The organism is Actinomadura decatromicini, assembly GCF_008121305.1.
Taxonomy (GTDB): domain Bacteria; phylum Actinomycetota; class Actinomycetes; order Streptosporangiales; family Streptosporangiaceae; genus Spirillospora; species Spirillospora syzygii.
Window position 1 is genome coordinate 404261 of record NZ_VSRQ01000006.1, and the last position, 21495, is coordinate 425755.

General features: G+C 72.0%; 21 protein-coding genes and 4 tRNA genes. 9 read left to right on the forward strand and 16 right to left on the reverse strand.

The genetic code is table 11. The features are described from left to right. Positions 1–59 precede the first annotated feature (59 nt). Complete coding sequence (locus FXF68_RS28135) at positions 60–854, forward strand: TetR/AcrR family transcriptional regulator (protein WP_148764345.1); 795 nt, start codon at positions 60–62, stop codon at positions 852–854. Here the strand turns inward: FXF68_RS28135 and FXF68_RS28140 are convergent. From FXF68_RS28140 to FXF68_RS28160, 5 genes are all read right to left on the reverse strand, one after another. Then, positions 848–2668 (reverse strand): glycoside hydrolase family 3 protein, encoded by a 1821-nt coding sequence (locus FXF68_RS28140; RefSeq protein ID WP_148764347.1) that lies wholly within the window; start codon positions 2666–2668, stop codon positions 848–850. The two genes, FXF68_RS28135 and FXF68_RS28140, sit on opposite strands and share 7 nt — an antisense overlap. Positions 2669–2745: 77 nt before the next feature. Beyond that, a tRNA-His gene (locus FXF68_RS28145) sits at positions 2746–2817 on the reverse strand. 2 nt (positions 2818–2819) lie between these two features. Continuing rightward, positions 2820–2892, reverse strand: a tRNA-Arg gene (locus FXF68_RS28150). Between the two features lie 5 nt (positions 2893–2897). Next, positions 2898–2970 (reverse strand) — tRNA-Met (locus FXF68_RS28155). A gap of 1 nt (position 2971) precedes the next feature. Beyond that, a tRNA-Ser gene (locus tag FXF68_RS28160) sits at positions 2972–3057 on the reverse strand. A gap of 340 nt (positions 3058–3397) precedes the next feature. Here FXF68_RS28160 and FXF68_RS28165 point away from each other — a divergent pair. The 4 genes from FXF68_RS28165 to FXF68_RS28180 all read left to right on the forward strand — a co-directional run bounded on the left by FXF68_RS28165 (position 3398) and on the right by FXF68_RS28180 (position 6717). Then, positions 3398–4759, forward strand: a complete 1362-nt coding sequence (locus FXF68_RS28165; RefSeq protein WP_148764349.1) for an MBL fold metallo-hydrolase — start codon at positions 3398–3400, stop codon at positions 4757–4759. Positions 4760–4870: 111 nt separating this feature from the next. After that, positions 4871–5449, forward strand: a complete 579-nt coding sequence (locus FXF68_RS28170; protein WP_148764351.1) for a rhodanese-like domain-containing protein — start codon at positions 4871–4873, stop codon at positions 5447–5449. After that, the gene (locus FXF68_RS28175) at positions 5446–6396 is read left to right on the forward strand and encodes a sulfite exporter TauE/SafE family protein (protein WP_148764353.1); all 951 of its coding nucleotides are present in this window, start codon (positions 5446–5448) and stop codon (positions 6394–6396) included. Before FXF68_RS28170 ends, FXF68_RS28175 begins: the two co-directional genes overlap by 4 nt. 48 nt (positions 6397–6444) lie before the next feature. Further along, positions 6445–6717 carry a metal-sensitive transcriptional regulator gene (locus FXF68_RS28180; protein WP_148764355.1) on the forward strand — a complete coding sequence of 91 codons (273 nt, stop codon included), beginning with the start codon at positions 6445–6447 and terminating at the stop codon, positions 6715–6717. 17 nt (positions 6718–6734) lie between these two features. Here FXF68_RS28180 and FXF68_RS28185 read toward each other — a convergent pair whose 3' ends face one another. From FXF68_RS28185 to ctaD, 3 genes are read right to left on the reverse strand one after another with little or no spacing between them, the layout of a single operon-like run. Then, positions 6735–7790 (reverse strand): DUF2776 family protein, encoded by a 1056-nt coding sequence (locus tag FXF68_RS28185; protein ID WP_148764357.1) that lies wholly within the window; start codon positions 7788–7790, stop codon positions 6735–6737. A 55-nt stretch (positions 7791–7845) separates the two neighbouring features. Next, positions 7846–8130, reverse strand: a complete 285-nt coding sequence (locus FXF68_RS28190; protein WP_148764359.1) for a hypothetical protein — start codon at positions 8128–8130, stop codon at positions 7846–7848. A 3-nt stretch (positions 8131–8133) separates the two neighbouring features. Then, a complete protein-coding gene (ctaD, locus tag FXF68_RS28195; protein WP_148764361.1) occupies positions 8134–9825 on the reverse strand; it encodes an aa3-type cytochrome oxidase subunit I in 1692 nt (563 codons plus the stop codon). A gap of 318 nt (positions 9826–10143) precedes the next feature. Here ctaD and FXF68_RS28200 point away from each other — a divergent pair, with 318 nt between their 5' ends. The 3 genes from FXF68_RS28200 to crcB all read left to right on the forward strand — a co-directional run bounded on the left by FXF68_RS28200 (position 10144) and on the right by crcB (position 12297). Continuing rightward, positions 10144–11355 carry an ammonium transporter gene (locus tag FXF68_RS28200; RefSeq protein ID WP_148764363.1) on the forward strand — a complete coding sequence of 404 codons (1212 nt, stop codon included), beginning with the start codon at positions 10144–10146 and terminating at the stop codon, positions 11353–11355. 73 nt (positions 11356–11428) lie between these two features. Then, positions 11429–11929: a fluoride efflux transporter FluC gene (locus FXF68_RS28205; protein ID WP_148764365.1), complete on the forward strand. Its 501-nt coding sequence runs from the start codon at positions 11429–11431 to the stop codon at positions 11927–11929. Then, entirely contained in the window at positions 11926–12297 is a 372-nt protein-coding gene (crcB, locus tag FXF68_RS28210; RefSeq protein WP_246178981.1) for a fluoride efflux transporter CrcB, read from the forward strand. Before FXF68_RS28205 ends, crcB begins: the two co-directional genes overlap by 4 nt. Before the next feature lie 34 nt (positions 12298–12331). Here crcB and ureC read toward each other — a convergent pair whose 3' ends face one another. Next, a complete protein-coding gene (ureC, locus tag FXF68_RS28215) occupies positions 12332–14053 on the reverse strand; it encodes an urease subunit alpha (RefSeq protein WP_148764367.1) in 1722 nt (573 codons plus the stop codon). A gap of 92 nt (positions 14054–14145) precedes the next feature. Then, a complete protein-coding gene (locus FXF68_RS28220; protein ID WP_148764369.1) occupies positions 14146–14454 on the reverse strand; it encodes an urease subunit gamma in 309 nt (102 codons plus the stop codon). A gap of 165 nt (positions 14455–14619) precedes the next feature. Between FXF68_RS28220 and FXF68_RS28225 the strand changes: the two genes are divergently transcribed. Next, a complete protein-coding gene (locus FXF68_RS28225) occupies positions 14620–16779 on the forward strand; it encodes an FUSC family protein (RefSeq protein WP_148764371.1) in 2160 nt (719 codons plus the stop codon). Positions 16780–16824: 45 nt separating this feature from the next. Here FXF68_RS28225 and FXF68_RS28230 read toward each other — a convergent pair whose 3' ends face one another. Genes FXF68_RS28230 through FXF68_RS28255 form a run of 6 tightly spaced genes read right to left on the reverse strand, consistent with a single transcriptional unit; the run spans position 16825 to position 21432 of the window. Further along, entirely contained in the window at positions 16825–17814 is a 990-nt protein-coding gene (locus FXF68_RS28230; protein WP_246178982.1) for an urease accessory protein UreD, read from the reverse strand. Continuing rightward, entirely contained in the window at positions 17796–18431 is a 636-nt protein-coding gene (gene ureG, locus FXF68_RS28235; RefSeq protein ID WP_148764373.1) for an urease accessory protein UreG, read from the reverse strand. The genes FXF68_RS28230 and ureG overlap by 19 nt, the downstream gene beginning before the upstream one ends. A gap of 54 nt (positions 18432–18485) precedes the next feature. Then, a complete protein-coding gene (locus FXF68_RS28240; protein WP_187438144.1) occupies positions 18486–19199 on the reverse strand; it encodes an urease accessory protein UreF in 714 nt (237 codons plus the stop codon). Then, complete coding sequence (ureB, locus tag FXF68_RS44550; protein ID WP_148764377.1) at positions 19189–19617, reverse strand: urease subunit beta; 429 nt, start codon at positions 19615–19617, stop codon at positions 19189–19191. Before ureB ends, FXF68_RS28240 begins: the two co-directional genes overlap by 11 nt. Beyond that, positions 19589–20455, reverse strand: a complete 867-nt coding sequence (locus tag FXF68_RS28250; protein ID WP_187438145.1) for a CbiX/SirB N-terminal domain-containing protein — start codon at positions 20453–20455, stop codon at positions 19589–19591. The genes ureB and FXF68_RS28250 overlap by 29 nt, the downstream gene beginning before the upstream one ends. Beyond that, positions 20452–21432, reverse strand: coding sequence for an urea transporter (locus FXF68_RS28255; RefSeq protein ID WP_148764381.1), 981 nt, complete (start codon positions 21430–21432; stop codon positions 20452–20454). Before FXF68_RS28255 ends, FXF68_RS28250 begins: the two co-directional genes overlap by 4 nt. Positions 21433–21495: the final 63 nt, after the last annotated feature.

Here is a 21495-nt window from a genome sequence, read left to right on the forward strand (position 1 = left end):
CGAAGTCAAGGTAGAGTCGGCCGGACAGGGATCCCCGGTCGAGCGGAGGAGGCCACCGGATGCCGATCGCGGAGGACTCCGAGCTGCCGCCGGGGCTGGCCTTGGCGTGGGGCCTGCCCGCCAAGTCGACCAAGCTCGGGCGCAAGCCGTCGCAGAGCATCGAGCAGATCGTCGGCGCGGCCGTCGACCTGGCCGACGCGGACGGGTTCGGCGCCCTGTCGATGCCCAAGATCGCCCAGCGGCTCGGGCTGACCGCCAACGCGATCTACCGGTACGTGAGGTCCCGGGACGAGTTGCTGGTCCTGGTCGCCGAGGCCGCCTGGGGTCCGGCGCCGGACCTGGCGGCCGGGACGGGAGACTGGCGCGACGCGGCGAACGTGTGGACGCGGGCGATGATCGACCGGTTCGACGTCCATCCCTGGCTGTGCGACCTCCCCGTCCGCGGGGCCCCGGTGACGCCGAACCTGCTGGACTGGACGGAGGCGATCCTGGAAGTGCTGACCGGCGCCGGGCTGCCCCCCGCCGAGGCCCTGGGGTGCGCGTTCGTGCTGGACGGCTACGCGCGGCAGATCGGCGGCATGCGTCGCGACCTGCGGTACAGCACCGCGCCCCCGACGCAGTCTGACACCGTGACCAGGTTCCTCCTGCCCCGGCTGCGCGAACGCGGTCACTCGGTCCTGGCGTCCATGATGGACGGCAACGACTACACCGACGACGTCGCCGACGATGACGTGACCTTCGGGCTCGACCTGATCCTGGACGGGATCGACGCACTCGTCACAGCGAAACGCGCCGCCGAGCCGGCTGCGCAGGGTCGTCGAGGCGACCGCTCGCCTGAGCGAACCGATCAGTAGTTGAGGCCGTAGCCGAAGGGGAACAGGGGCTTCTTCCCGTCGCCCTTGTTGATCGGCTGCTGGCCGTTGTCGCGCATCCACGTCACGGGGAGGCGCCCGGTCGGCGCGGTCTCGCCGTACAGGACGTCGGCGACGCCCGCCCCCTCCGTGCCTGGGAGCCAGGCCGCGACCAGGGCGTCCCATCCCGGAAGCCGGGCGGCGACGTCCAGCGGACGTCCCGACACGAGCACGACGATCACCGGGGTCTCGGCGGCGCGGAGCCGGTCGATGGTCTTCAGGTCCTCCGGGTCCAGGCGGAGGCCGTCCGGACGGTCGCCGTGGTATTCGGCGTACGGCTTCTCCCCCACGACGGCGATCGCCGCGTCATAGGACCCGTCGACACCGGCGCCGTCCTTTTCGTAGGTGATGTTGTCCGGCGATTGGGCGACCTGGCGGATTCCGTCGAGGATCGTCGTCCCCTTGGTGATCGGGCCCGGTTTGCCCTGCCAGGTGATCGTCCATCCGCCGGACTGCATGCCGATGTCGTTCGCGCTCCGCCCGGCCACGAACACCTTGTCGTCGTCGTCCAAGGGCAAGGTGTTGTTCTGGTTCTTCAGCACCACCTGCGACTTCGCGACCGCCTGCCGCGCCAGCGCGCGATGCGCGGCGCTGCCGACCGTCTTCATGTACGACCGGTTCGCCATCGGGTGCTCGAACAGTCCCAGCTCGAATTTCTTCGTGAGGATCCGGCGGTTGGCGTCGTCGATGCGGGACATCGGGACCCTGCCGCCGTTCACGGCGTCCCGCAGATGGTCGATGAACCCGCGCCATTCCGTCGACATCATGACCATGTCGATCCCGGCGTTGACGGCCGCGACGACGTCGTCCTCGGTGAAACCGGGCGTGTCGTCGAGCCGGTCGAGGCCGTTGTAGTCGGAGACGACGAACCCGCCGAATCCCAGCTCGCCTTTCAGCACATCAGTGATCAGGTACCGGTTCCGGTGCATTTTCAGGCCGTTCCACGAACTGTAGGAGACCATCACCGAGCCGACCCCGCGCCGCACCGCCTCCCGGAACGGCGGCAGGTGGACGGCGCGCAGCTCCGCCTCCGTGATGAGCGCGTCGCCCCGGTCCTCGCCGCCCGCCGTCCCGCCGTCCGCCACGAAGTGCTTCGCCGTCGCGAGGACGCGCGCGGGCCCGCCCTGCAGCCCGTCGACCAGCGTCGTCATCATCGAGGGCAGTTCCGGCACCTCGCCGAACGACTCGTAGGTCCGGCCCCAGCGGTCGTCCCGGGCCACGCACACGCAGGGCGCGAAGTCCCAGTTCACGCCCGTGCCCGCCAGCTCCTCGGCGGTCGCCGCGCCGATCCCGCGGACCAGCTCCGGGTCGCGGGACGCGCCGAGCCCGATGTCGTGCGGGAAGATCGTCGCGTCCTGGAGCGTGTTGTGGCCGTGGACCGCGTCCACCCCGTAGAGGATCGGGACGCGCAGCGGCGCGGCGAGCGCGGCCCGCTGGTACCCGTCGACCATGTCCGCCCAGCTCGGCGGCGTGTTCGGGGACGGCGCCGACCCGCCGCTCGACAGCACCGCGCCGATCCGGTACCGCGTGACGTCGTCGGGCGTGACGTACTTGCGCTCGGGCTGCGTCATCTGGCCGAGCTTGTCGTCCAGGCTCATCCGGGCCAGCAGGTCCCTGACCCGGTCGGCGATCGGGAGCCGCGGATCGAGATACGGCGCGGGGCCGGGCTCCGCCCGCGCGGGCCCGCCGCCGACGGCCAAGGCGACCACCGCCGCGAGCCCGGACGCCAGCAGAGCCTTCACGGCGGAACCACGCATACAACCGACTTTTCCCAGCGCCGATCAAAAACAATGCAACCGGATTCCAGCCCTTGGGCAATATCTATCCCCGAAAGGGCCCCCGATCGGGATCGAACCGACACCTCCAGGACCACAACCCGGCGTGCAGACCACTACACCACGAAGGCCGCGTCTCCGGCAGGATTCGAACCTGCGTCCTCCGGGTCCGCAACCCGGCGCGCTCTCCACTGCGCCACGGAGACCTGCGTGCTGAGCGCAGGAATCGAACCTGCCTGCCGCGGCTTATGAGACCGCTGGACGCACCAGCGTCCCTGCTCAGCGCGGAGAGTGCGAGATTCGAACTCGCGCAGGGGACGACCCTGACCACGGCTCAGCACGCCGCTGCCTTCCCGCTCGGCCAACTCTCCGGGAAAACGAAAACCGCCCGCGATCAGCGGGCGGTCGGCGGCGGGACGCGCGATTCACGTCCCTCGACGGCACCCGAGATCGGAACGACGACTCTGCATTCGATGACGCCGCATATCCCCTGTCCCTTCCGATCCCGTTTCGGCTACGTCCCTCATTCTGCCGGGCCCGGCTCGGCCCCGGCAAACCATTTACCGGCCGCCCCCCGATGGACGGGGACGCGGGGGGCCGTCCCGCCACCGACCCGCGCTCCGGGATACCCCAGGGGGTATTTGCCATCCCCGCCGCCCCTCGGCTACCGTGGCGAACATACCCCCTGGGGTATCCGACGGAGGAGGTCCAGTGATCGAGATCGTTGCGATGGACACGCCGTCGCTCGGCGACCGCAGCTACCTGGTGACGGACGGGACGGTCGCGTTCGTCGTCGACCCGCAGCGCGACATCGACCGCATGCTGGCGGCGGCCCGCGAGCGGGGCGTGGAGATCGTGGACGTGTTCGAGACCCACGTCCACAACGACTACGTGACCGGCGGCCTGGCGCTCGCCCGCGCCACCGGCGCCGCGTACCACCTCAACGCCGCCGATCCGGTGGCCTTCGCGCACGACCCGGTCGGCGACGGCGACGTGATCGAGGTCGGCGCGCAGATGCGCGTGCGGGCCCTCGCCACGCCGGGCCACACGTTCACGCACCTGTCCTACGCGCTGGACGCTCCCGGACGGCCGCCCGCCGTGTTCACCGGCGGGTCGCTGCTGTACGGAACGTCCGGACGGCCCGACCTGCTGGGCGCGGAGCACGCCTCCGAGCTGGCGGCGGCGCAGTACGGCTCGGCGCACCGGCTGGCGGACGAACTGCCCGACGAAGCCGAGATCTACCCGACCCACGGGTTCGGCAGCTTCTGCTCGGCCACCCAGTCCCAGGCCGCGTCCTCGACCATCGGACGGGAACGGCGCGGCAACCCGGTCCTCACCCTGGACGAGGCGGCGTACGTGGAGTCGCTCCTCGCCGGGCTCGACGCCTACCCCGCCTACTACGCCCACATGGAGCCGATCAACACCGCCGGGCCGCGGGCGCCCGACCTGTCGCCGCCGCGCCGCGCCGACGCGGCCGAGCTGCGCCGCCGCATCCAGGACGGCGAATGGGTGGTCGACCTGCGCTCCCGGACGGCGTTCGCCGCCGGCCACATGGCCGGAACGCTCAACTTCGGGCAGGACGGGAGCCTCGCCACCTACCTCGGCTGGCTCATCCCGTGGGGGACGCCGCTGACCCTGCTCGGCCGGACGTCCGACGACGTGGCGGCCGCCCAGCGGGAGCTGGTGCGCATCGGCATCGACCGGCCCGCCGCGTCCGCCACCGGCGGCCCCGAGCAGTGGGCGGGCGGCGAGGAGCTCGCGAGCCACCAGGTCGCCTCGTTCGCCGACCTGGCCGCCGTGCGGCACCACCGCCCGGTCACGGTGCTGGACGTCCGCCGTGATGCGGAATGGGACGAGTCGCACGTCGAAGGCGCCGTCCACGTCCCGCTGCACGACCTGCCCGCCCGCCTCGACCGGGTTCCGCCCGGCGAGGTCTGGGTGCACTGCGGCACCGGATACCGGGCGTCCATCGCCGCCTCACTGCTGGCCGCCGCCGGGCGCCGCGTCGTGGTCGTCGACGACGAGTACGGCTCCGCCGCCCGGACCGGACTGGCCCTCGTCCCGGCCGCGTGACCCGCGCACCAGCGTGACCCGCGCGGCCCCGCCCGCCCCGGTCCCGGACCCGGCCCGCACCGGGCCCGGGACCGGTCCGACCACCGACACCCCGTTCGAGGTGAAATCCAGATGACCACCCTCCCCGCCACCGTCGAGGCCGCGGACCTGCGCGAGCGCCTCGCCGCGCCGGACGCCCCGCGGATCCTGGACGTCCGCACGCCCGGCGAGTTCGCCGCGGCGCACATCCCCGGCTCCTACAACGTCCCGCTCGACACGCTCCGCGAGCATCGCGCCGACCTGCGCGCCCATCTGGACGAGATCGTCCTGGTCTGCCGGACCGGCAACCGCGCGGCGCGGGCCGAGCGCGTCCTCGCCGCGGACGGGGCGACCGGCGCGCACGTCCTGACCGGCGGAATCCTCGCCTGGGAGGCGGCGGGCGCGCCGCTCGACCGGGGCCGCGCCCGCTGGGACCTGGAGCGGCAGGTCCGCCTGGTCGCCGGAGTCCTCGTGCTGGTGGGTGTGCTCGGCGCGCTGGCCGTCCCCCCGCTGGTGTGGCTGGCCGCCGCCATCGGCGCCGGGCTGACCGTGGCCGCGCTGACCGGCACCTGCCTGATGGGGACGCTGCTGGCCCGCCTGCCGTTCAACCGCGCGCCCGGCTGCGACGCCGCCGGACTGGCCGCCCTGCTGCGGGACCGGGCGCCGCGATGACGCTCGCGCTCACCCTGGCCGCCGCGCTGGCGATCGGCGTCTCGCTCGGCCTGCTCGGCGGCGGGGGCTCCATCCTCACCGTCCCGCTCCTCGTGTACGTGGCGGGCGTGGACACGAAGCAGGCCATCGCCATGTCGCTGTTCGTCGTCGGCGCGACCGCGCTGGCCGGGGTGCTCCCGCACGCCCGCGCCGGACGGGTCCGCTGGCGCACCGGGCTGCTGTTCGGCGCCGCCGGGATGGCCGGCGCCTACGGCGGCGGACGGCTGGCCGCCTACCTCCCGGCCGGGGCGCTGCTGGCCGCGTTCGCCGTCATGATGGCCGTCACCGCCGCCGCGATGCTGCGCCGCCGCGACCGGGACGACGCCCCGGCGGACCGGCCGGCCGGTCGGCCGGTCGCCCGGATCGTCCTCGAAGGCGTCTCGGTCGGGCTGGTCACCGGGCTGGTCGGGGCGGGCGGCGGGTTCCTCGTCGTGCCCGCCCTGGTGCTGCTCGGCGGCCTCTCCATGCCCACGGCCGTCGGCACATCGCTGCTGGTCATCGCGATGAAGTCGTTCGCTGGCCTGGCCGGGTACCTGCACGGCGTCCAGCTGGACTGGAGGCTCACCCTGGCGGTCACCGCCGCGGCCGTCCTCGGCGGCGTCCCGGGGTCGCGGCTCGCCGGACGGGTCGACCCCGCGCGGCTGCGCCGCGCCTTCGGCTGGTTCGTCCTGGTCATGGCCGCGTTCGTGCTCGCCGGGCAGGCGCCGCCCGAGGCCCGGCACGCCCTGACCGCGATCCCCGGCACCGGCGTGGCGCTCGCCGTGACCACGCTGGTGGTCGGCGCGGTGGCGGTGCTGGGCGGTCGGCCGTGCAAGGCGCCCCTTCGCGCCGCTGCGCCGAGACGGTGTTGGCGGCACTGGCTGGACGTGGGAATATCAGCCGTCCGCCGTGCGTCTGGATACCCGTAGGGGTATATGTGGACGGCGCGGCCGAGCGCCCCGAGGAGGAGAGCGGACATGCAGTTGGACAAGGACGCGCTGGCCGACGTCGCGGTGCGGCTGCGCCGCGCCCAGGGGCAGATCGGCGGCATCGTCAAGATGATCGAGGAGGGCCGGGACTGCGCCGACGTGATCACGCAGCTCGCCGCGGTCTCCCGCGCACTCGACCGCGCCGGTTTCAAGATCATCGCGACCGGGCTGGAGCAGTGCGTCTCGCGGGAGAACGCGGGCACCGAGCAGGCCGAGATCGACCGCGCCCAACTGGAGAAGCTGTTCCTGGCCCTCGCCTGAACGCGCGTCCGGCCCCTCTAGCCGCTGGTTCCGCTCTCCAGGATGGAGACGATGGAGAAGAGCGAGAAGCAGATGCTGCCGAGCCCCACCAGGACGCGGGCCGCGACGAGCACCGCGGAATCCGCCGACTCGAAGAGGAACGCCGAAAGGTACAGGCACAGCAAGGCCGTACCGACCGGGATCAGCGGAACCCGATTCGCAAGAGGAGTTTCCCGCCGCCAGACGAGCGCGAGCAGCAGCACCTTGCTCAGAATGCTCCAGCAGATGAGCCCCAGCCCGATCAGCACGTAGAGGGCGGCCAGTTGGGACGAGCGGGTGTGCACGGAGAGGACGATCAGAGCCCACGCGATCCCGATCGCCCCCAGGGCGGCGGCCGCGCCGGGCCAGAGGAGGCGCTCCCGCGGCGTGTAGGTGTTCTGGATCTGCCGCAGAATGCTGGCCACCAGCCCGATGAGGCAGGTGCAGACGAGCGCGAGGCCGATCATCACGTGCGCGGCGGTGAAGCGTCCCGCCGCGGCCCCGCCGCCCCCGCCCGCCAGCAGGAGAAGGGCCCACGCCCAGGTGGCCATGGCCGCGAGGACCGGGAGCGTCAGCAGGACCCGCACGGTGGACGGGCCGAACGGCGCCGGTGAAAGCGGCGGCGACCCTTCCGGCAGCGCCGAATTCGCGCTGATGAGAAGGAACCGCGTGGAGGCCGTGGCGACGCACGAGACGCACACGCAGACCATGCCGACACCGAAGATCACATGTCCGGCGATGAAATCGGGCGGCGATCGCGGGGTCCTGGCGAGCAGGTAGAGCCCGTACCCGGTGGGGACGCCGCTGACCGCGAATCCGAAAACGGGATAGAGCACCCGGTCCAGTGCGGTGTAGCGGCCGATGAGCTGCCTGATGATCGTGGCGGCGGTGGCGAACAGGCAGAGGCAGATCGCCGCGAGGAAAATGAGCACCAGTCCGGCGACACGTGCGCTCGGCCCGGAGGAACGCCCGAGGACGTATCCCCCCAGCGCGGCCGAGACGGCGCCCATGACCACGGGTATCGCGCGGAACAGAAGGCTGATCTTGTAGTTCACCGAGCCCCCGGAGGGACGGCGTCGCCGTCCGCCATCGTGCCGGTCCTTTCACACATCAGATGACGGCGATGCAGAGGACGGCGACGGCGATCGATGCGGCGGCCAGCAGCGGCAGCCAGGTCCGGACGGCGGGGGCTCCCGCCTCCGGAGCCGCTCCCCCGCCGGTCCGCCGTGCCCGGAGGGCGGCGCCCCGGACGCCGCCCGCCACCGGCCCGACCAGGCACGCCGCCGGGACCAGGACGATGCCGCCCGCCCAGTCCCCGGCGCCCAGCCGGTAGAGGATCTGCGCGCCCGTCAGGACGGCCGCGCACAGCCAGAACAGCGGCGGCGGGCGGCGCATCGGTCAGTCCCTCCTGGCCCGCGAACCGCCCTGGGTGAGATAGGCGTCGGCCAACTCGGTGCCGAGATGCGGATGGTGCAGGTCGAACGCGGGACGCTCCGACCGGATCGCCGGAATGGAGTTGAAGTTGTGCCGGGGCGGCGGGCAGGACGTCGCCCATTCCAGGGAGTTCCCGGTCCCCCACGGGTCGTCCGACTCCACTCTCCTCCCCCTTCTCCACGTCACGTAGACGTTGAGAAGGAACGGCAGCGTGGAGGCGCCGAGGACGAAGGAGAAAATCGAGGACACGTGGTTCAGCGGCTCGAAGACGTCGGCGTAGTCGGCGTACCGCCGGGGCATGCCCCAGGCGCCGAGCCAGTGCTGGACGAGGAACGTGCCGTGGAAGCCGATGAACAGCAGCCAGAAATGGATCTTCGCCAGCCCCTCGTCGAGCATTTTCCCGGTGAACTTCGGCCACCAGAAGTAGAAGCCCGCGTACATGCTGAACACCACGGTCCCGAAGACCACGTAGTGGAAGTGCGCGACGACGAAGTAGGTGTCGGAGAGCTGGAAGTCCATGGGCGGGGACGCCAGGATGACGCCGGTCAGCCCGCCGAAGAGGAACGTCACGAGGAAGCCCACGGCGAAGAGCATCGGCGCCTCGAAGGTGAGCTGCCCGCGCCACATCGTCCCCACCCAGTTGAAGAACTTCACCCCGGTCGGAACCGCGATGAGGAACGACATGAAGGAGAAGAACGGCAGCAGCACCTGGCCGGTCACGAACATGTGGTGCGCCCACACGGTGATCGACAGCCCGGCGATCGCGATCGTCGCGAACACCAGGCCGACATAGCCGAAGAGCGGTTTCCGGCTGAACACCGGAATGATCTCGCTGATGATGCCGAAGAACGGCAGCGCGATGATGTAGACCTCGGGATGGCCGAAGAACCAGAACAGGTGCTGCCACAGCAGCGTGCCGCCGTTCGCGCCGTCGAAGATGTGCGCGCCGAGTTTCCGGTCGGCCTCCAGCGCCGCGAGCGCGCCCGCGAGCACCGGGAACGCCAGCAGGATCAGAATCGAGGTCAGGAGCACGTTCCAGGTGAACAGCGACATCCGGAACATCGTCATCCCGGGTGCGCGCATGCACAGGATGGTGGTGATGAAGTTGACCGCGCCGAGAATGGTGCCGACGCCCGAGAGCACCAGGCCCGTCACCCATAGGTCGCCGCCGATGCCGGGCGACCTGACCGGGTCGGAAAGCGTGGCGTAGGCCGTCCAGCCGAAACTGGCCGCGCCGTTCGGGGTGAGGAAACCGCTGACGGCGACGAGCCCGCCGAACAGGTAGAGCCAGTACGAGATCATGTTCAGCCGCGGGAACGCCACGTCCGGCGCGCCGAGCTGCAACGGCATGATCGCGTTGGCGAACCCGGCGAACAGCGGCGTCGCGAACAGCAGCAGCATGATCGTGCCGTGCATGGTGAACATCTGGTTGAACTGCTCGTTGCTCATCAGCTGGAGGCCGGGCCGCAGCAGCTCCGCGCGGATCGCCAGCGCGAGCAGCCCGCCGAACATGAAGAAGCAGAACGAGCTGATCAGGTACATGTACCCGATCACCTTGTGGTCGGTGGACGAGAGCCAGGACGCGATGATGCGCCCCTTGGACGTCCTCGGGCGGACGATCCGCGGAGCCGGCGACCGCTGCTCGAGCGTGCTCACGGGCCGCTCCGGGGGCCGGCCGGGATCCGGGCCGTGAGAACGCGCGCGGGACGCCGCTCGGCCGACAGGTTCACCATCCACTGATCATCGCGACGCCCTTGATATGGCCATACCGCCGAGCGCCAAAATGCGGGTAATAATCTGCTCCGCATGCCGTGCCGTCCCGACGGGATCATCACCGCGCAATGAGAAAGTCAAGATTGCGGAGCGCGGCGTTTCTTCGTCCGGCGCGAGTGAACATAGTCGGCTGGAATGCTCCGCCCCGGCGGCTGGAACCCATCGGGGGGACCGGAGGGAGCGGCGACCGGAAGGTCTGGAATGTCCACGGGCTTGAACACGGGCGCCTCAGCGTGGCTGATGACCAGCACCGCCATGGTGCTGCTGATGACCCCCGGTCTGGCCTTCTTCTACGGCGGAATGGTCCGCGCGAAGAACCTCCTCACCATGCTCTACATGAGCTTCATCTGCATCAGCCTGGTCACCGTCGTGTGGTTCCTCTACGGGTACGGCATCGCCTTCGGCCGCGACGCGGGCGGGCTCGGGCTGATCGGCTGGGGCGACTGGCGGCTCGGCCACGTCGGGCCGGAGGCCCTGCAGGGCATGATCCCGAAGCAGCTCTACGCCTGCTTCCAGCTCACCTTCGCCATCATCACCGTCGCCCTCATCAGCGGCTCCATCGCGGGCCGCGCCCGGTTCGGCCCGTGGATGCTGTTCGCCACCCTGTGGACCACGATCGTCTACCTGCCCATCGCGCACTGGGTGTTCGCCTCCACCGGCTGGCTCAACAAGTGGGGCGTCATGGACTTCGCGGGCGGCCTGGTCGTCGAGCTCAACTCCGGCATCTCCGGCCTCGCGCTGGCGCTCGTCCTCGGACGCGGCGTGGAGTTCCGGCGCGGGCACGGGCCGCGGCCGGGGAACGTCCCGTTCGTCCTGCTCGGCCTCGGGCTGCTGTGGTTCGGCTGGTTCGGGTTCAACGCCGGGTCCGCGCTCAGCGACGGCGCCCTCGCCACCCGCGCCTTCGTCTCCACCATGATCGCCGGTTGCGCGGGCATGCTCACCTGGCGGCTCGTCGAATGGCTCCGCGTCCGGCACCTGACCCGGCTCGGCTCCGCGTCCGGCGCCCTGGCCGGGCTGGTCGCGATCACGCCGTCCTGCGCCTTCGTCAGCGTCGAGGGGGCCTTCGCCATCGGCGTCATCGCCGCCGCCGTCTGCACCTACGCCGTCGAACTGAAACTCGTCGCCGGATACGACGACACCCTCGACGTCACCGGCATCCACGGCGCGGGCGGCATCGTCGGCATCCTGTCGCTCGGGTTCTTCGCCACCGGCTGGGACCAGGGCTCGGCGGGCCTCTTCTACGGCGGCTCGGTCAGCGTCCTCGGCAAGCAGGCCGTGGGCGTCCTGGCCGTGGGCGCGTACGCCTTCACCGCCACCTACGTCATCGGCACGGTCGTCGACCGCCTCACCCGGATGCGCATGACCGACGAGGAACAGGCCCTCGGCACCGACGCCCGCTTCACCGAAGGCTGACAGGGGGGATCATGACGCGACGAGCGTTGTCGGCGCGTGCCCGGCTCAACATGGCGCGGAAACGCGGGAACGCATGAACGAGCCGCCCGCGCAGCGCCTTCACCATTTCTACCGGCGCGAGCGCGCCGAGGCCGCCGCGCTCCGGTCGCGCAGGGCCAAGCCCGCGCCGCCGGCGCTCGCCCCGCGCGTCCTGGTGGAGGTCGCCGGCGGCGGCGCGGTCGGCGCGGTCGCGAGGTACCTGCTCACGAAGGCGATCCCCGCGTCCGCGTCGGGGATCCCCTGGAACACGTTCACCGTGAACATCCTCGGCTGCCTCGCCATGGGCCTGCTGACGACGTACCTGCTCACCGGCGGGCCGCACCCGCTGGCCCGGCCGTTCGCGGTCACCGGCTACCTCGGCGGCTTCACCACGTTCTCGCACCTCATCGACGGCGTCTACACCCTTGGCGACCACGGGAGGCCGGGCCTCGGGATCGGCTACGCGGCCATGAGCGTCGTCGCCGGCTGGATCGCGGTCGCCGTGGGCCTCGTCCTCGGACGCAGGATCCCGCACCGCCACCCGGATTCGGCATGACCACCTTCGTGGCGGTCCTCCTGGTCTTCGCGGGCGGGGCCGTGGGCGCGGTGCTCCGCTACGTCATGGACGGCTACGTCAAATCCCTCGCCGGCACGTCCTTTCCGTGGGGGACGCTCACCGTCAACGTCATCGGCGCCGCGTTCCTCGGCGCCCTGCACGGCGCGGGAACCGGCACCGACATCGAGGCGCTGCTCGGCACCGGCCTGTGCGGCGCGCTGACCACGTTCAGCACCTTCGAACTCGACACCGTCCACCTGATCCAGGACCGCGAGTACGGCCGGGTCGCCGCGAACGCGGTCGGCAGCCTCGCCCTCGGCTTCCTCGCGTTCATCGCCCTGCACGCCCTCACCGCCCACTTCTCCTGAGCCGGCGGGGCGTCCAGCGGGCGGCGGTGAGCGTTCAGGTGAGGAAGAACAGGCGGTTGAGGGGCAGTTCGGTGGCCGGTTCGATGTGGGCGGGCTCGCCGTTCACCGAGACCTTGTAGGTCTCCGGGTCGACCGCGATGTCGGCGAGCGTCGAGTTGCGCACCATGTGGCGCTTGTCGACCGTCCGGCACTGGCGGATCGGGCGGATGAGCCGTTGCAGGCCGAGCCGCTCGGGCACCCCGGCCTCGATCCCGGCCTGGGACATGAAGGTCACGCAGGTGTTCGACAGCGCGGTGGCGTGCGCGCCGAACGTGGGCCGGTAGTAGACGGGCTGCGGGGTCGGCAGGGACGCGTTCGGGTCGCCCATCTGGAACCAGCTGATCAGGCCGCCCTTGATCACCATGAAGGGCTTGGCGCCGAACGAGTGCGGCTGCCACAGCACCACGTCGGCGAGCTTGCCGTCCTCCAGGGAGCCGATCTCGTCCGCCATGCCGCTGGCCCGCGCCGGGTTGATGGTGAGCTTCGCCAGGTAGCGCAGGACGCGGAAGTTGTCGTTGCGGGACGAGTCCTCCGGAAGGGGCCCTCGCTTGTCCTTGTTGTGGTGAGCGATCTGGAAGGCGCGGGTGACCGACTCGCCGACCCGGCCCATCGCCTGGGAGTCCGACCCGATGATGCTGATGATGCCGAGGTCGTGCAGCACGGTCTCGCCGGAGATCGTCTCGGCGCGGACCCGGCTGTCGGCGAACGCGACGTCCTCGGGCACGTCGTAGCTGAGGTGGTGGCAGACCATCGTCATGTCGAGCAGCTCGTCGACCGAGTTGGTCGTGTAGGGCAGCGTCGGGTTCGTGGACGCGGGCAGTACGTTGGGCTCGCCGGTCACGCGCAGGATGTCGGGGGCGTGCCCGCCGCCCGCGCCCTCGGAGTGGTAGGTGTGGACGGCGCGGCCGTTGATCGTGTTGATGGTGTCCTCGACGAAGCCCGCCTCGTTGAGGGTGTCTGTGTGGATGGCGATCTGGATGTCGTAGACGTCGGCGACCGAGAGCGCGGTGTCGATGACGGCGGGGGTGGTCCCCCAGTCCTCGTGGACCTTCAGCCCGGACGCGCCGGCGCGGATCTGCTCCTCCAGCGCCGCGGGAAGGCTGCTGTTGCCCTTCCCGTACACCGCGACGTTGATGGGGATGTCCTCGTACGCCTGGAGGATGCGGGCGAGGTTCCACGGGCCGGGCGTGGACGTCACGCCCCGGCTGCCGTCCGCGGGGCCGGTGCCGCCGCCGACCAGGGTGGTGATCCCGTTGCTCAGCGCGTGCTGCGCCTGCTCCGGCGCGAGGAAGTGCACGTGGGTGTCGATCGCGCCGGGCGTGGCCACGAGGTTCTCCCCGGAGATCACCTCGGTGTCCGCGCTGATGATGAGCCGCCGGTCCACGCCGTTCTGGGTGTGCGGGTTGCCGGACTTGCCGATCCCGACGATCCGGCCGTCCTTGATGCCGATGTCGCCCTTGACGATGCCGATGATCGGGTCCATGACGACGGCGTTGGTGATCACGACGTCCAGGGCGACGGTGCTGGACGACGCGGGGTCGGCCGCCATGCCGTCACGGGCGGTCTTTCCGCCGCCGTACTGGGTCTCGTCGCCGTAGTGCCCCTCGGTGTGGTCCTTTTCCACTTCGACGATCAGATTCGTGTCCCCCAGGTGGAAGCGGTCCCCCACCGTCGGGCCGTACATGGACGCGTACTTCTGGCGACTGATGGACGTCATTCAATTTCACCTTCCTGGCGATTTTCGTCTCGCTCGTTCATTGCTCCGGCGGGCCTCGCGATCCGGCGTCGGACGCGGCGGGGAGGTCGCGGCTAACCGGCTCCGATGGGGTCGTGGCAGGAGACGAGTTTGGTGCCGTCGTTGAAGACGGCCTCGACCTGGAGGAGCGGCAGCATCTCGCGGACGCCGGGCAGCACCTTGTCGGGCCCCAGAACCTGTTTTCCCAGCTCCATGCAGTCGGCGACGGACTTGCCGTCGCGGGCCGCCTCCACGATCTCGTGCGTGATCAGCGCCACCGACTCGCTGTAGTTCAGCTTCAGGCCGCGGTCCCGGCGTCTGATGGCCATCTGCGCTACGGTGAATATGACCAGTCGGTCCATCTCCCGTGGTGTGAGATTCATGGGCGATCCTTTCGACGACCATTGACGGGACGACCAAAAGCGGCACACCGCCACGAATTGGCCCGGACCCCGTGAGTTCTGGGCAGCGAGTCGGCCGGAAGGCGACTGTTAGCCTGATCTCCGTTCTCCCGCGCGGGAAAGCCAAGAGCGCTCCATGACTCATCAATGATCAAGATTGCGCCGTTTTCCGCCCGATCGGCCCGGTGGGAGGGATGGGAGCGGCCGGGCCGGGCCGCGCGCCGCGCCACGCCGTTCCACGGCCTCGCGGCCGGGCTCGGCGTCGGGCTGCCCCTGCTGCTGGGCCTGCTGAGCGGACGGCCCGACCGGGGGACGCTCGCGGCCATCGGGGCCTACCTGATCGCCGTGGCCGCGCCCACCGGCCCCTACGAGGCGCGGGCCCGGTCCATGGCCGAGTTCATCGTGGTCGTCGCGGTGGGCGGGGGGCTCGGCGGGCTGCTCGCCCCCTTCCCCTGGGCGGTCGTCGCCGTGATCACCGCGACCGTGGCGGGCGCGGTGCTGCTGGGCCAGGTGAAACCGGTCCCGGAGTTCGCCGTCCTGTTCACCGCGGTCCGCCCGCCTCCCACGCATCCGCTGGAGAACATGGCGCTCATGGCCCTCGGCGGGCTGTGGGTCGCCGCGATCCTGCTGAGCCCCTGGCCCTTCCGGCGGCTGCGCCCGCTGGGCGAGGCGCTCGGGGCGGTGGCCGGCGCGGTCGCCGCGATGCTGGACGCGGCGGCGGCCGGACTCCGCGAGCCCGCCACCGGCGCCGCCGGCTGGGAGGACCGGCGCAGGAAGGCGGCGGCGGCCATGCGGAAGGCCGCCACCACCTACAGCCTCTTTCTGAGCGGGCAGCCGGATGCGCCGAACGCCCGTCCGCAGCGGCTCCTCGACGGGTTCCGGCGGATGATCCACCGGACGGTCGGCCTGGAGGCGCAGATACGGGCCCTGACCGCCGGTGGAGCATTGCCGGAATCCGTGCCGGACGCATGGCGGTCGGAGACGGTGGCGGCGATCGGCGCGCTGGCGGCCGAGGCGCGGCGGCTCTCCGCCGACCTGGAGGGGGCGCGGCCGCCGTCCGGCGGCGGGTCCGCGCCGATGTCGCCGGACCTCGCCGACCAGGCGGAGGACGTCTGGCGGGCCGCCGGGGACGACCGGGACGGCCTGCTCAACGCGGCGCTCACCGATGAGATCACCCGGACCGTCGACCGCCTCCACAGCACGCTGGAGTCGGCCAGGGGCGCGTTCGCCGACCGGTCGCCGCCGGGGCCCGCCGTCCGGGTGCGCCCGGTGGCGCGGGCGGCGGACGCCGTCGCCGAGGTCCGGCACCGGTCGGCGCTGTTCCAGCAGGCCATGCGCGTCGCCCTCATGGTCGGCCTCGCGATGACGATCTCCACCGCGTTCCGGATCCGGCATGGGCAGTGGATGGCGATGACCGTCCTCGTCACGCTGCACGCCACGTACGGGGAGACGATGTCGCGGGTCGGTCAGCGGGTCGCGGGCAGTGCCGTGGGCTGCCTGATCGCGGCGGTGGTGCTGGCGTTGACGCCCAGCCGTCCGCACGCCGCGCTCGCGATGACGCTGTTCGCGGTCGTGGCGTTCACGCTGCGGCCGCTCGGATACACGTACTGGAACGTCTTCGTCACCCCGCTGAGCCTGATGCTGATGGACCTCTCGTTCCTGGCGGACTGGTCCATCGCGCTGCGGCGCATCCTGCTCATCGCGGCGGGCGGCGCGATCGCCCTCGTGGGGACGCGGGTGCTGTGGCCGCGGCAGGCGGCGCGGGAGGTCCCCGGCCGGGTGGACGAAGTCCTGTCCGCGTGCGCGGACCTGACCCGGGCCGCGGCGGCGGTGGCCGAGGGCGAGGCGTCCCGGCTGCCGGACGGCCCGCTCGCCGCGACCCGGAAGGCCATCGACGGCCTGGCGGACCTGCGGACCCGGATGGAGAACGAGCCCGACCACGACCCCGGGCAGATCGAACGGCTGACGACGCTCGTCGAAGCCTGCGGGCGCATCCGCGACCGTCTCATCGCGGTGGCGGGCACCACCGGCGTGACGTCCGGTCCGCGGAACCCCGTCGCCCGCGTCCTGGACCGGACGGCCGACGCCATCGACAACGCCGCCGCGCCGTCCGGCGGCTTCGAGGTGAGCGGACCGCTGGACGACCTGGACGAACGGCTGGCGCGGGAGGCCCACCGCCGCCGTCCGGCGCACGCCCTCCCGGACCGGACGGTGCGCGGCCTGGCCGCCACCCGGCGGACCCTCGACGGCCTCATCGACGACGTCGACGACCTGGTCGGCGCGGTCTCGGCGATGCCGCGCCCGTGACCACTGCGCCCGTGACCGCCTCGCCCGCGACCGGCTCGGCCGTGGTCAGCGGCCTCCGTGGTGGTCGGGGGCGGGTACGTGGAGGAGCAGGCGGCGTACCGCGTCCCAGGTCCGGAAGAAGGCCGCGTCGACCTCCGGGGACCGGTCGCCGAGGATCCGGGCCCATGCGCCGCAGTCGCCCGGCAGGATGCTCGCGCCGCCGCGCAGGCCCGTGGCGGCGATCGCGGCGTGCATGGCGTCGGCGACCTCGCCCGCCGACGCCGCCCCGGTGACGACGTGCAGGGTGGCCATGACGCCGAAGCCGTCCAGCACGGCGGGCCCGGTCACCGCCCGCTCCTCGGGCACGAGCCGGAGCGGGTCGGCGAACAGCGGGCGGCCCTTCCCGTCCCGGACCTCCAGGTCGGTGCAGTAGGCGGCGTAGGCATGGCGTTCGCCGCGGGCGAGCCGTCCCGCCATCAGCTTCTCGCCCAGGACGACGGTCGCGCGGTCTCCGACGGAGACGCTCATGTGCTGGTAGAACCGCGAGTCCCGGAACGGGATCGTGGTCGCGGGCAGGTACTCGACGTAGCTGTCGGGCCCGGCGTCCAGCTCGACGACCTGGGTGGCGTAGTCGTGTTCCATCCGGTAGAGGCGGGTGGCGGTCTGGGTCGTGAAGTGCGCGGACGTCCCCCGCCCGCACTCCAGGCCGATGCGGTAGCGGTCGCCCTGCAGCACCCCGCCGCCGGACGTCAGGAACATCACGTACGCCATGTCGGGCAGCGCCGCGTCCTGGAACAGGGGGCGGGCGATGTGCATGGGCGCCTTCTGGAACCGGCGGGTCAGCTCGGTCCGGCCGCCGACCAGGTCGAACCCGAGCTCCAGCACGCCGACCTTGCCGGGCGCGCCGACGGGCAGGGTGTCGGGGACGGCGGCGTGCCGCGCCACGGCGGGCGGGACCCGCTCCGGAGCGCAGTAGGCCGCGCTCATCCGGTCGGGCCGCTCCGGCCCGGACGGGTCCGCCGACGCCCCGGCGGTGGTCACCCCGCCGGTGAGCACATCGCCTCCATGCGCTCCAGGACGAGGTCGGCGACCTCGGGGACGCCGGTCCCGGTGAGGCAGTCGGTCAGGATGACGGGCCCCGCGCCCCGCACCGCGCGGGCGTCGCGCTCCATCACCGACAGGTCGGTGCGCACGTACTCAGCGATGTCGATCTTGTTGATGACGAGGAGGTCGGAGTCGGTGGTGCCGGGGCCGCGCTTGCGCGGCATCTTCTCCCCCTCGGCCGTGTCCAGGACGAACATGTACGTGTCGGCCAGGACGGGGCTGAACGTGAGCGTCAGGTTGTCGCCGCCGCTCTCGAACAGCAGGACATCGATGTCGGGGAATCGGTCGAGCAGTTCGGCGGCCGCGGCGAGGTTCATCGTCGGGTCGTCCCGGACGGCGGTGTGCGGGCAGGAGCCCGTCTCCACGCCGACGACCCGGTCGGCGTCCAGCGTCCCGGCCAGGGTGCGGCGGACGTGCTCGGCGTCCTCCTGCGTGTAGATGTCGTTGGTGATGACGCCGGGGCGGTGCCCCCGCTCGATCAGGATCGGGACCAGCGCCTCGATGAGGGCGGTCTTGCCGGACCCCACCGGCCCGCCGACACCGATCTTGTACACCTCTTCCAGTTCCATGTCGTCCCTCCGGATGTCGATCGGTCACGCGCGGTCAGGCGCGGCCAGGCCGGGTCACGTGACGAACAGGCGCGCCTCCGCGCGTTCGTGCAGGGCCGCGACGGCGTCCGCGGCCGGGGCCGAGGCGTGCAGGTCGCGCGGGTCCCGGACGGCCAGCGCCGTGTCCGCCGCCGCGACCAGCTCCGGCCGGACCTCGCGCAGCAGCGCCTGCGCCCGCCGGAAGTCGATCCGGCCGAGCCGCACCGCCGCCGTGGCGCAGCTCGCCGCAAAGGCGTACAGGTCACCGGCCACGGCGTCCCGGACGGGCACCCCGAGCCCCGCGTGCACCGCGCCGACGACGACCGCGTGGTTGCCCGGCGTCGCGCCGGTCGCGACGAGCCGGGACAGCCGGGCCGCCGGAGCCGAGTCGAACGCGGGGGCGGCCGTGTCCAGGACCTGCCGTCCGGTGCGGACGGAGGCCGTCCGCTGCTCCCGGTTCAGCTTGATCGCGTGGAGCCTGCGGTCGGTCTCGACCAGCGCGTCCCAGTCGTCGCCGGTCACGGCGCGGTGCGCGAGCGCCAGCGCGGCCGCGTCCGCGGTGCCCGCCGCCCGCACCAGGTCGCGAACCAGGTCGGCCAGGTCGTCCGCGTCGACGGCGCGGAGCTGGAAGTGGCCCTCCAGCCCGTGCGACAGCGTGTAGAGGCCGCTCGGGAACGCCGAGTCGGTGAGCTGCAACTGCGCCAGCAGCGCCCCCAGCCCGGCAGCGCCCGCCGGAGGATCAGTGCCCACCGGACGATCCGTGCCCACCCGACGATCCGTGCCCACCCGACGATCCGTCGTGCGCCCCGGTGTCCTTGTATCCCCGCACGTGCAGCCGGTGCAGCGCCTTCTTGCGCGCGGACGAGGAGCGGATGCTCCCGTCGAGCAGGCCGCCGAACCCGACGATCCGCATCCCGCCGCCGTACTCGACGAGCTTCACCTCCTTGGTGTCGCCTGCCTCGAACCGGACGGCGGTGCCCGCCGGGATGTCCAGCCGCATCCCGAAGCTCTTGTCGCGGTCGAAGCTCAGCGCCCGGTTGACCTCGAAGAAATGGAAATGCGAGCCGATCTGCACGGCCCGGTCACCGGTGTTCTGCACGCTCAGCGTCTCCCTGCGCTGACCGGCGTTGAGCTCGATGTCACCCTCCGCGAACATGTAGCCGCCCATGTGCGGCCCCCTCCCCTGGTTCCATGCCGATGAGTTCAGAAAGATCGTCGTGATGACGTGCCTGGTGAGCGCCGCCGTGCCCGTGACCGTGACCATGACCGTGGCCGTGGTCTGCGGCCGCGGCGAGGCCGTCGTCGTGGTCCCGGCTCCACCGGCGCTCCGCCTCGGCCGCGCGTTCGCGGACCAGCGCCGCGAGCGCCGCCCCGCCGAGCAGCGGCCCCGCGACGCGGTCCGCACCGGTTGAGTAATCCGGTCGGAGCGGGACGAGCGAGGCGGGCACGAGCACGACCTCCCCGGCTCCCAGCCGGTGGCAGCGCTCCACGCCCTCGGCCACGTCCGGTTCGCCGTCCGCCAACGCGACCTCTACCCAGCGGACGGGCAGATACTGCCTGACCAGCCGCGCGACCTTGAACAGCTCCGCGTCGGCCTCCGGGTCCGCCGCCCGCGCCACCAGCAGCACCGCACCCCGGAAGCCCGCGCCGTGGAAGCCCGCGCCGTGCAAGCCCGCGCCGGGGACCGTCCGCACGACCGCCGCGCGGATCCACCCGACCAGGTGTGTGACGGTGCCGAGCGGCGGGGCGAGCAGCAGGTCCCCCGGCCGCCGGTCGCGCGCCGCCCAGGCCAGCGTCTGCGCGGCCGACCGCGTGACGCCGGGGTCGCGTCCCAGCGTCATCGGCACCACGACGGCCCGCGCGTGCCCGCCCAAAGCCGTGCGCAGCCCCCGGCCGGGGTCGTGAATCCCGCCGGTGCCGGGCGGGAGGACGCCGTCCGGCGGGACGTTCGGCCCCGCGAGGCTCTCGTGCCCCCCGACCGCCAGCACGGCGCGGTCCCCCGTCACGGGGTCCGCCGGAGCATGGAAAGGGTCGGGACGGCGGCCAGGAAGATCCAGGTCGTCAGGACGAACGGCCAGGTCAGCGCATGCCCGCCGACGATGTTGAACGTGTTGGTGATCGCCGGGGTCGCGACCGCGGCGGTCGCCGCGCCGATCGCGGCGTAGCCGATCCCGGCGGGGCCCAGGACGACGAACGTCCCGGCCAGCGCGATCCCGGTCAGCACCGAGTTGTAGCCGTACAGGCCCGCGTCGAGATCCGCCGCCTGCGCGCCGAGCCACCAGCCCATCAGCAGCCCGATGATGCTCCCCGCCGACGCCGCCGCCGCGACCGTCCGGCTCGACACCGCCAGCCCGACCAGGAAGATCAGCCCCACGTACCACTTGTCCTGGAAGAACACCTGCCCGAACCCGTTGAAGAAGCCGTGCCAGACGTCGCTGAACGAGACCTCGGTGCCCGGGTGACCGGCCGACGGCGGCGGATTGAGCGGATGGTGGATCCACACCCGGTGGAAGGACGGCGCCGCGATCAGCATCATCAGCGTGACGACGCAGAACGGCGCCGTCAGGGCCGGGAGGTCGTACTGCTTGAGCAGGACGACCAGCGCCGAGTTGACCATGCTGGCCCCGATCGACGCGCCGATCACCACGAGGACCGTCACCCAGTGCGTCCCGAGGTAGAGGACCAGGCCGACGCCGACGAGCGTCCCGGAGAACCCTTCGAGACCCGCCGAGATCCGCTCCCAGGGAACTCCGAACGACCAGGCGGTGAGGGTGGCCGTGACGCAGCCCAGCAGCCCGAAGACGCCGAATTCCCAGCCGCCGACGAAAAGGGCGATGAGGAAGATGAGGCCGGTCCAATAGCCGGGCTGGAAATCGACCTGCGCCACGCCGCGCGGGATCGCCAGAATCCCTTCCCTGACGCGCTCCGTGGACGGGCGCGAAGGCTCGCCGGAGGCGTCCGGTGATGTCGGCGGCGTGTCCATGGATGCTCTCCCATCAGGAGCGACGGCCACATGGCGCCCGGCGGCGGTTCCTGTGGTGACGGC

Bases quoted from the DNA above. Each gene is read 5' to 3' on its own strand.
- FXF68_RS28135 (WP_148764345.1), top strand. From the start codon at position 60: ATGCCGATCGCGGAGGACTCCGAGCTGCCGCCGGGGCTGGCCTTGGCG.
- FXF68_RS28140 (WP_148764347.1), bottom strand. From the start codon at position 2,668: ATGCGTGGTTCCGCCGTGAAGGCTCTGCTGGCGTCCGGGCTCGCGGCG.
- FXF68_RS28170 (WP_148764351.1), top strand. From the start codon at position 4,871: ATGACCACCCTCCCCGCCACCGTCGAGGCCGCGGACCTGCGCGAGCGC.
- FXF68_RS28175 (WP_148764353.1), top strand. From the start codon at position 5,446: ATGACGCTCGCGCTCACCCTGGCCGCCGCGCTGGCGATCGGCGTCTCG.
- FXF68_RS28180 (WP_148764355.1), top strand. From the start codon at position 6,445: ATGCAGTTGGACAAGGACGCGCTGGCCGACGTCGCGGTGCGGCTGCGC.
- FXF68_RS28190 (WP_148764359.1), bottom strand. From the start codon at position 8,130: ATGCGCCGCCCGCCGCCGCTGTTCTGGCTGTGCGCGGCCGTCCTGACG.
- FXF68_RS28200 (WP_148764363.1), top strand. From the start codon at position 10,144: ATGTCCACGGGCTTGAACACGGGCGCCTCAGCGTGGCTGATGACCAGC.
- FXF68_RS28205 (WP_148764365.1), top strand. From the start codon at position 11,429: ATGAACGAGCCGCCCGCGCAGCGCCTTCACCATTTCTACCGGCGCGAG.
- crcB (WP_246178981.1), top strand. From the start codon at position 11,926: ATGACCACCTTCGTGGCGGTCCTCCTGGTCTTCGCGGGCGGGGCCGTG.
- ureC (WP_148764367.1), bottom strand. From the start codon at position 14,053: ATGACGTCCATCAGTCGCCAGAAGTACGCGTCCATGTACGGCCCGACG.
- FXF68_RS28220 (WP_148764369.1), bottom strand. From the start codon at position 14,454: ATGAATCTCACACCACGGGAGATGGACCGACTGGTCATATTCACCGTA.
- FXF68_RS28225 (WP_148764371.1), top strand. From the start codon at position 14,620: ATGATCAAGATTGCGCCGTTTTCCGCCCGATCGGCCCGGTGGGAGGGA.
- ureG (WP_148764373.1), bottom strand. From the start codon at position 18,431: ATGGAACTGGAAGAGGTGTACAAGATCGGTGTCGGCGGGCCGGTGGGG.
- ureB (WP_148764377.1), bottom strand. From the start codon at position 19,617: ATGGGCGGCTACATGTTCGCGGAGGGTGACATCGAGCTCAACGCCGGT.
- FXF68_RS28255 (WP_148764381.1), bottom strand. From the start codon at position 21,432: ATGGACACGCCGCCGACATCACCGGACGCCTCCGGCGAGCCTTCGCGC.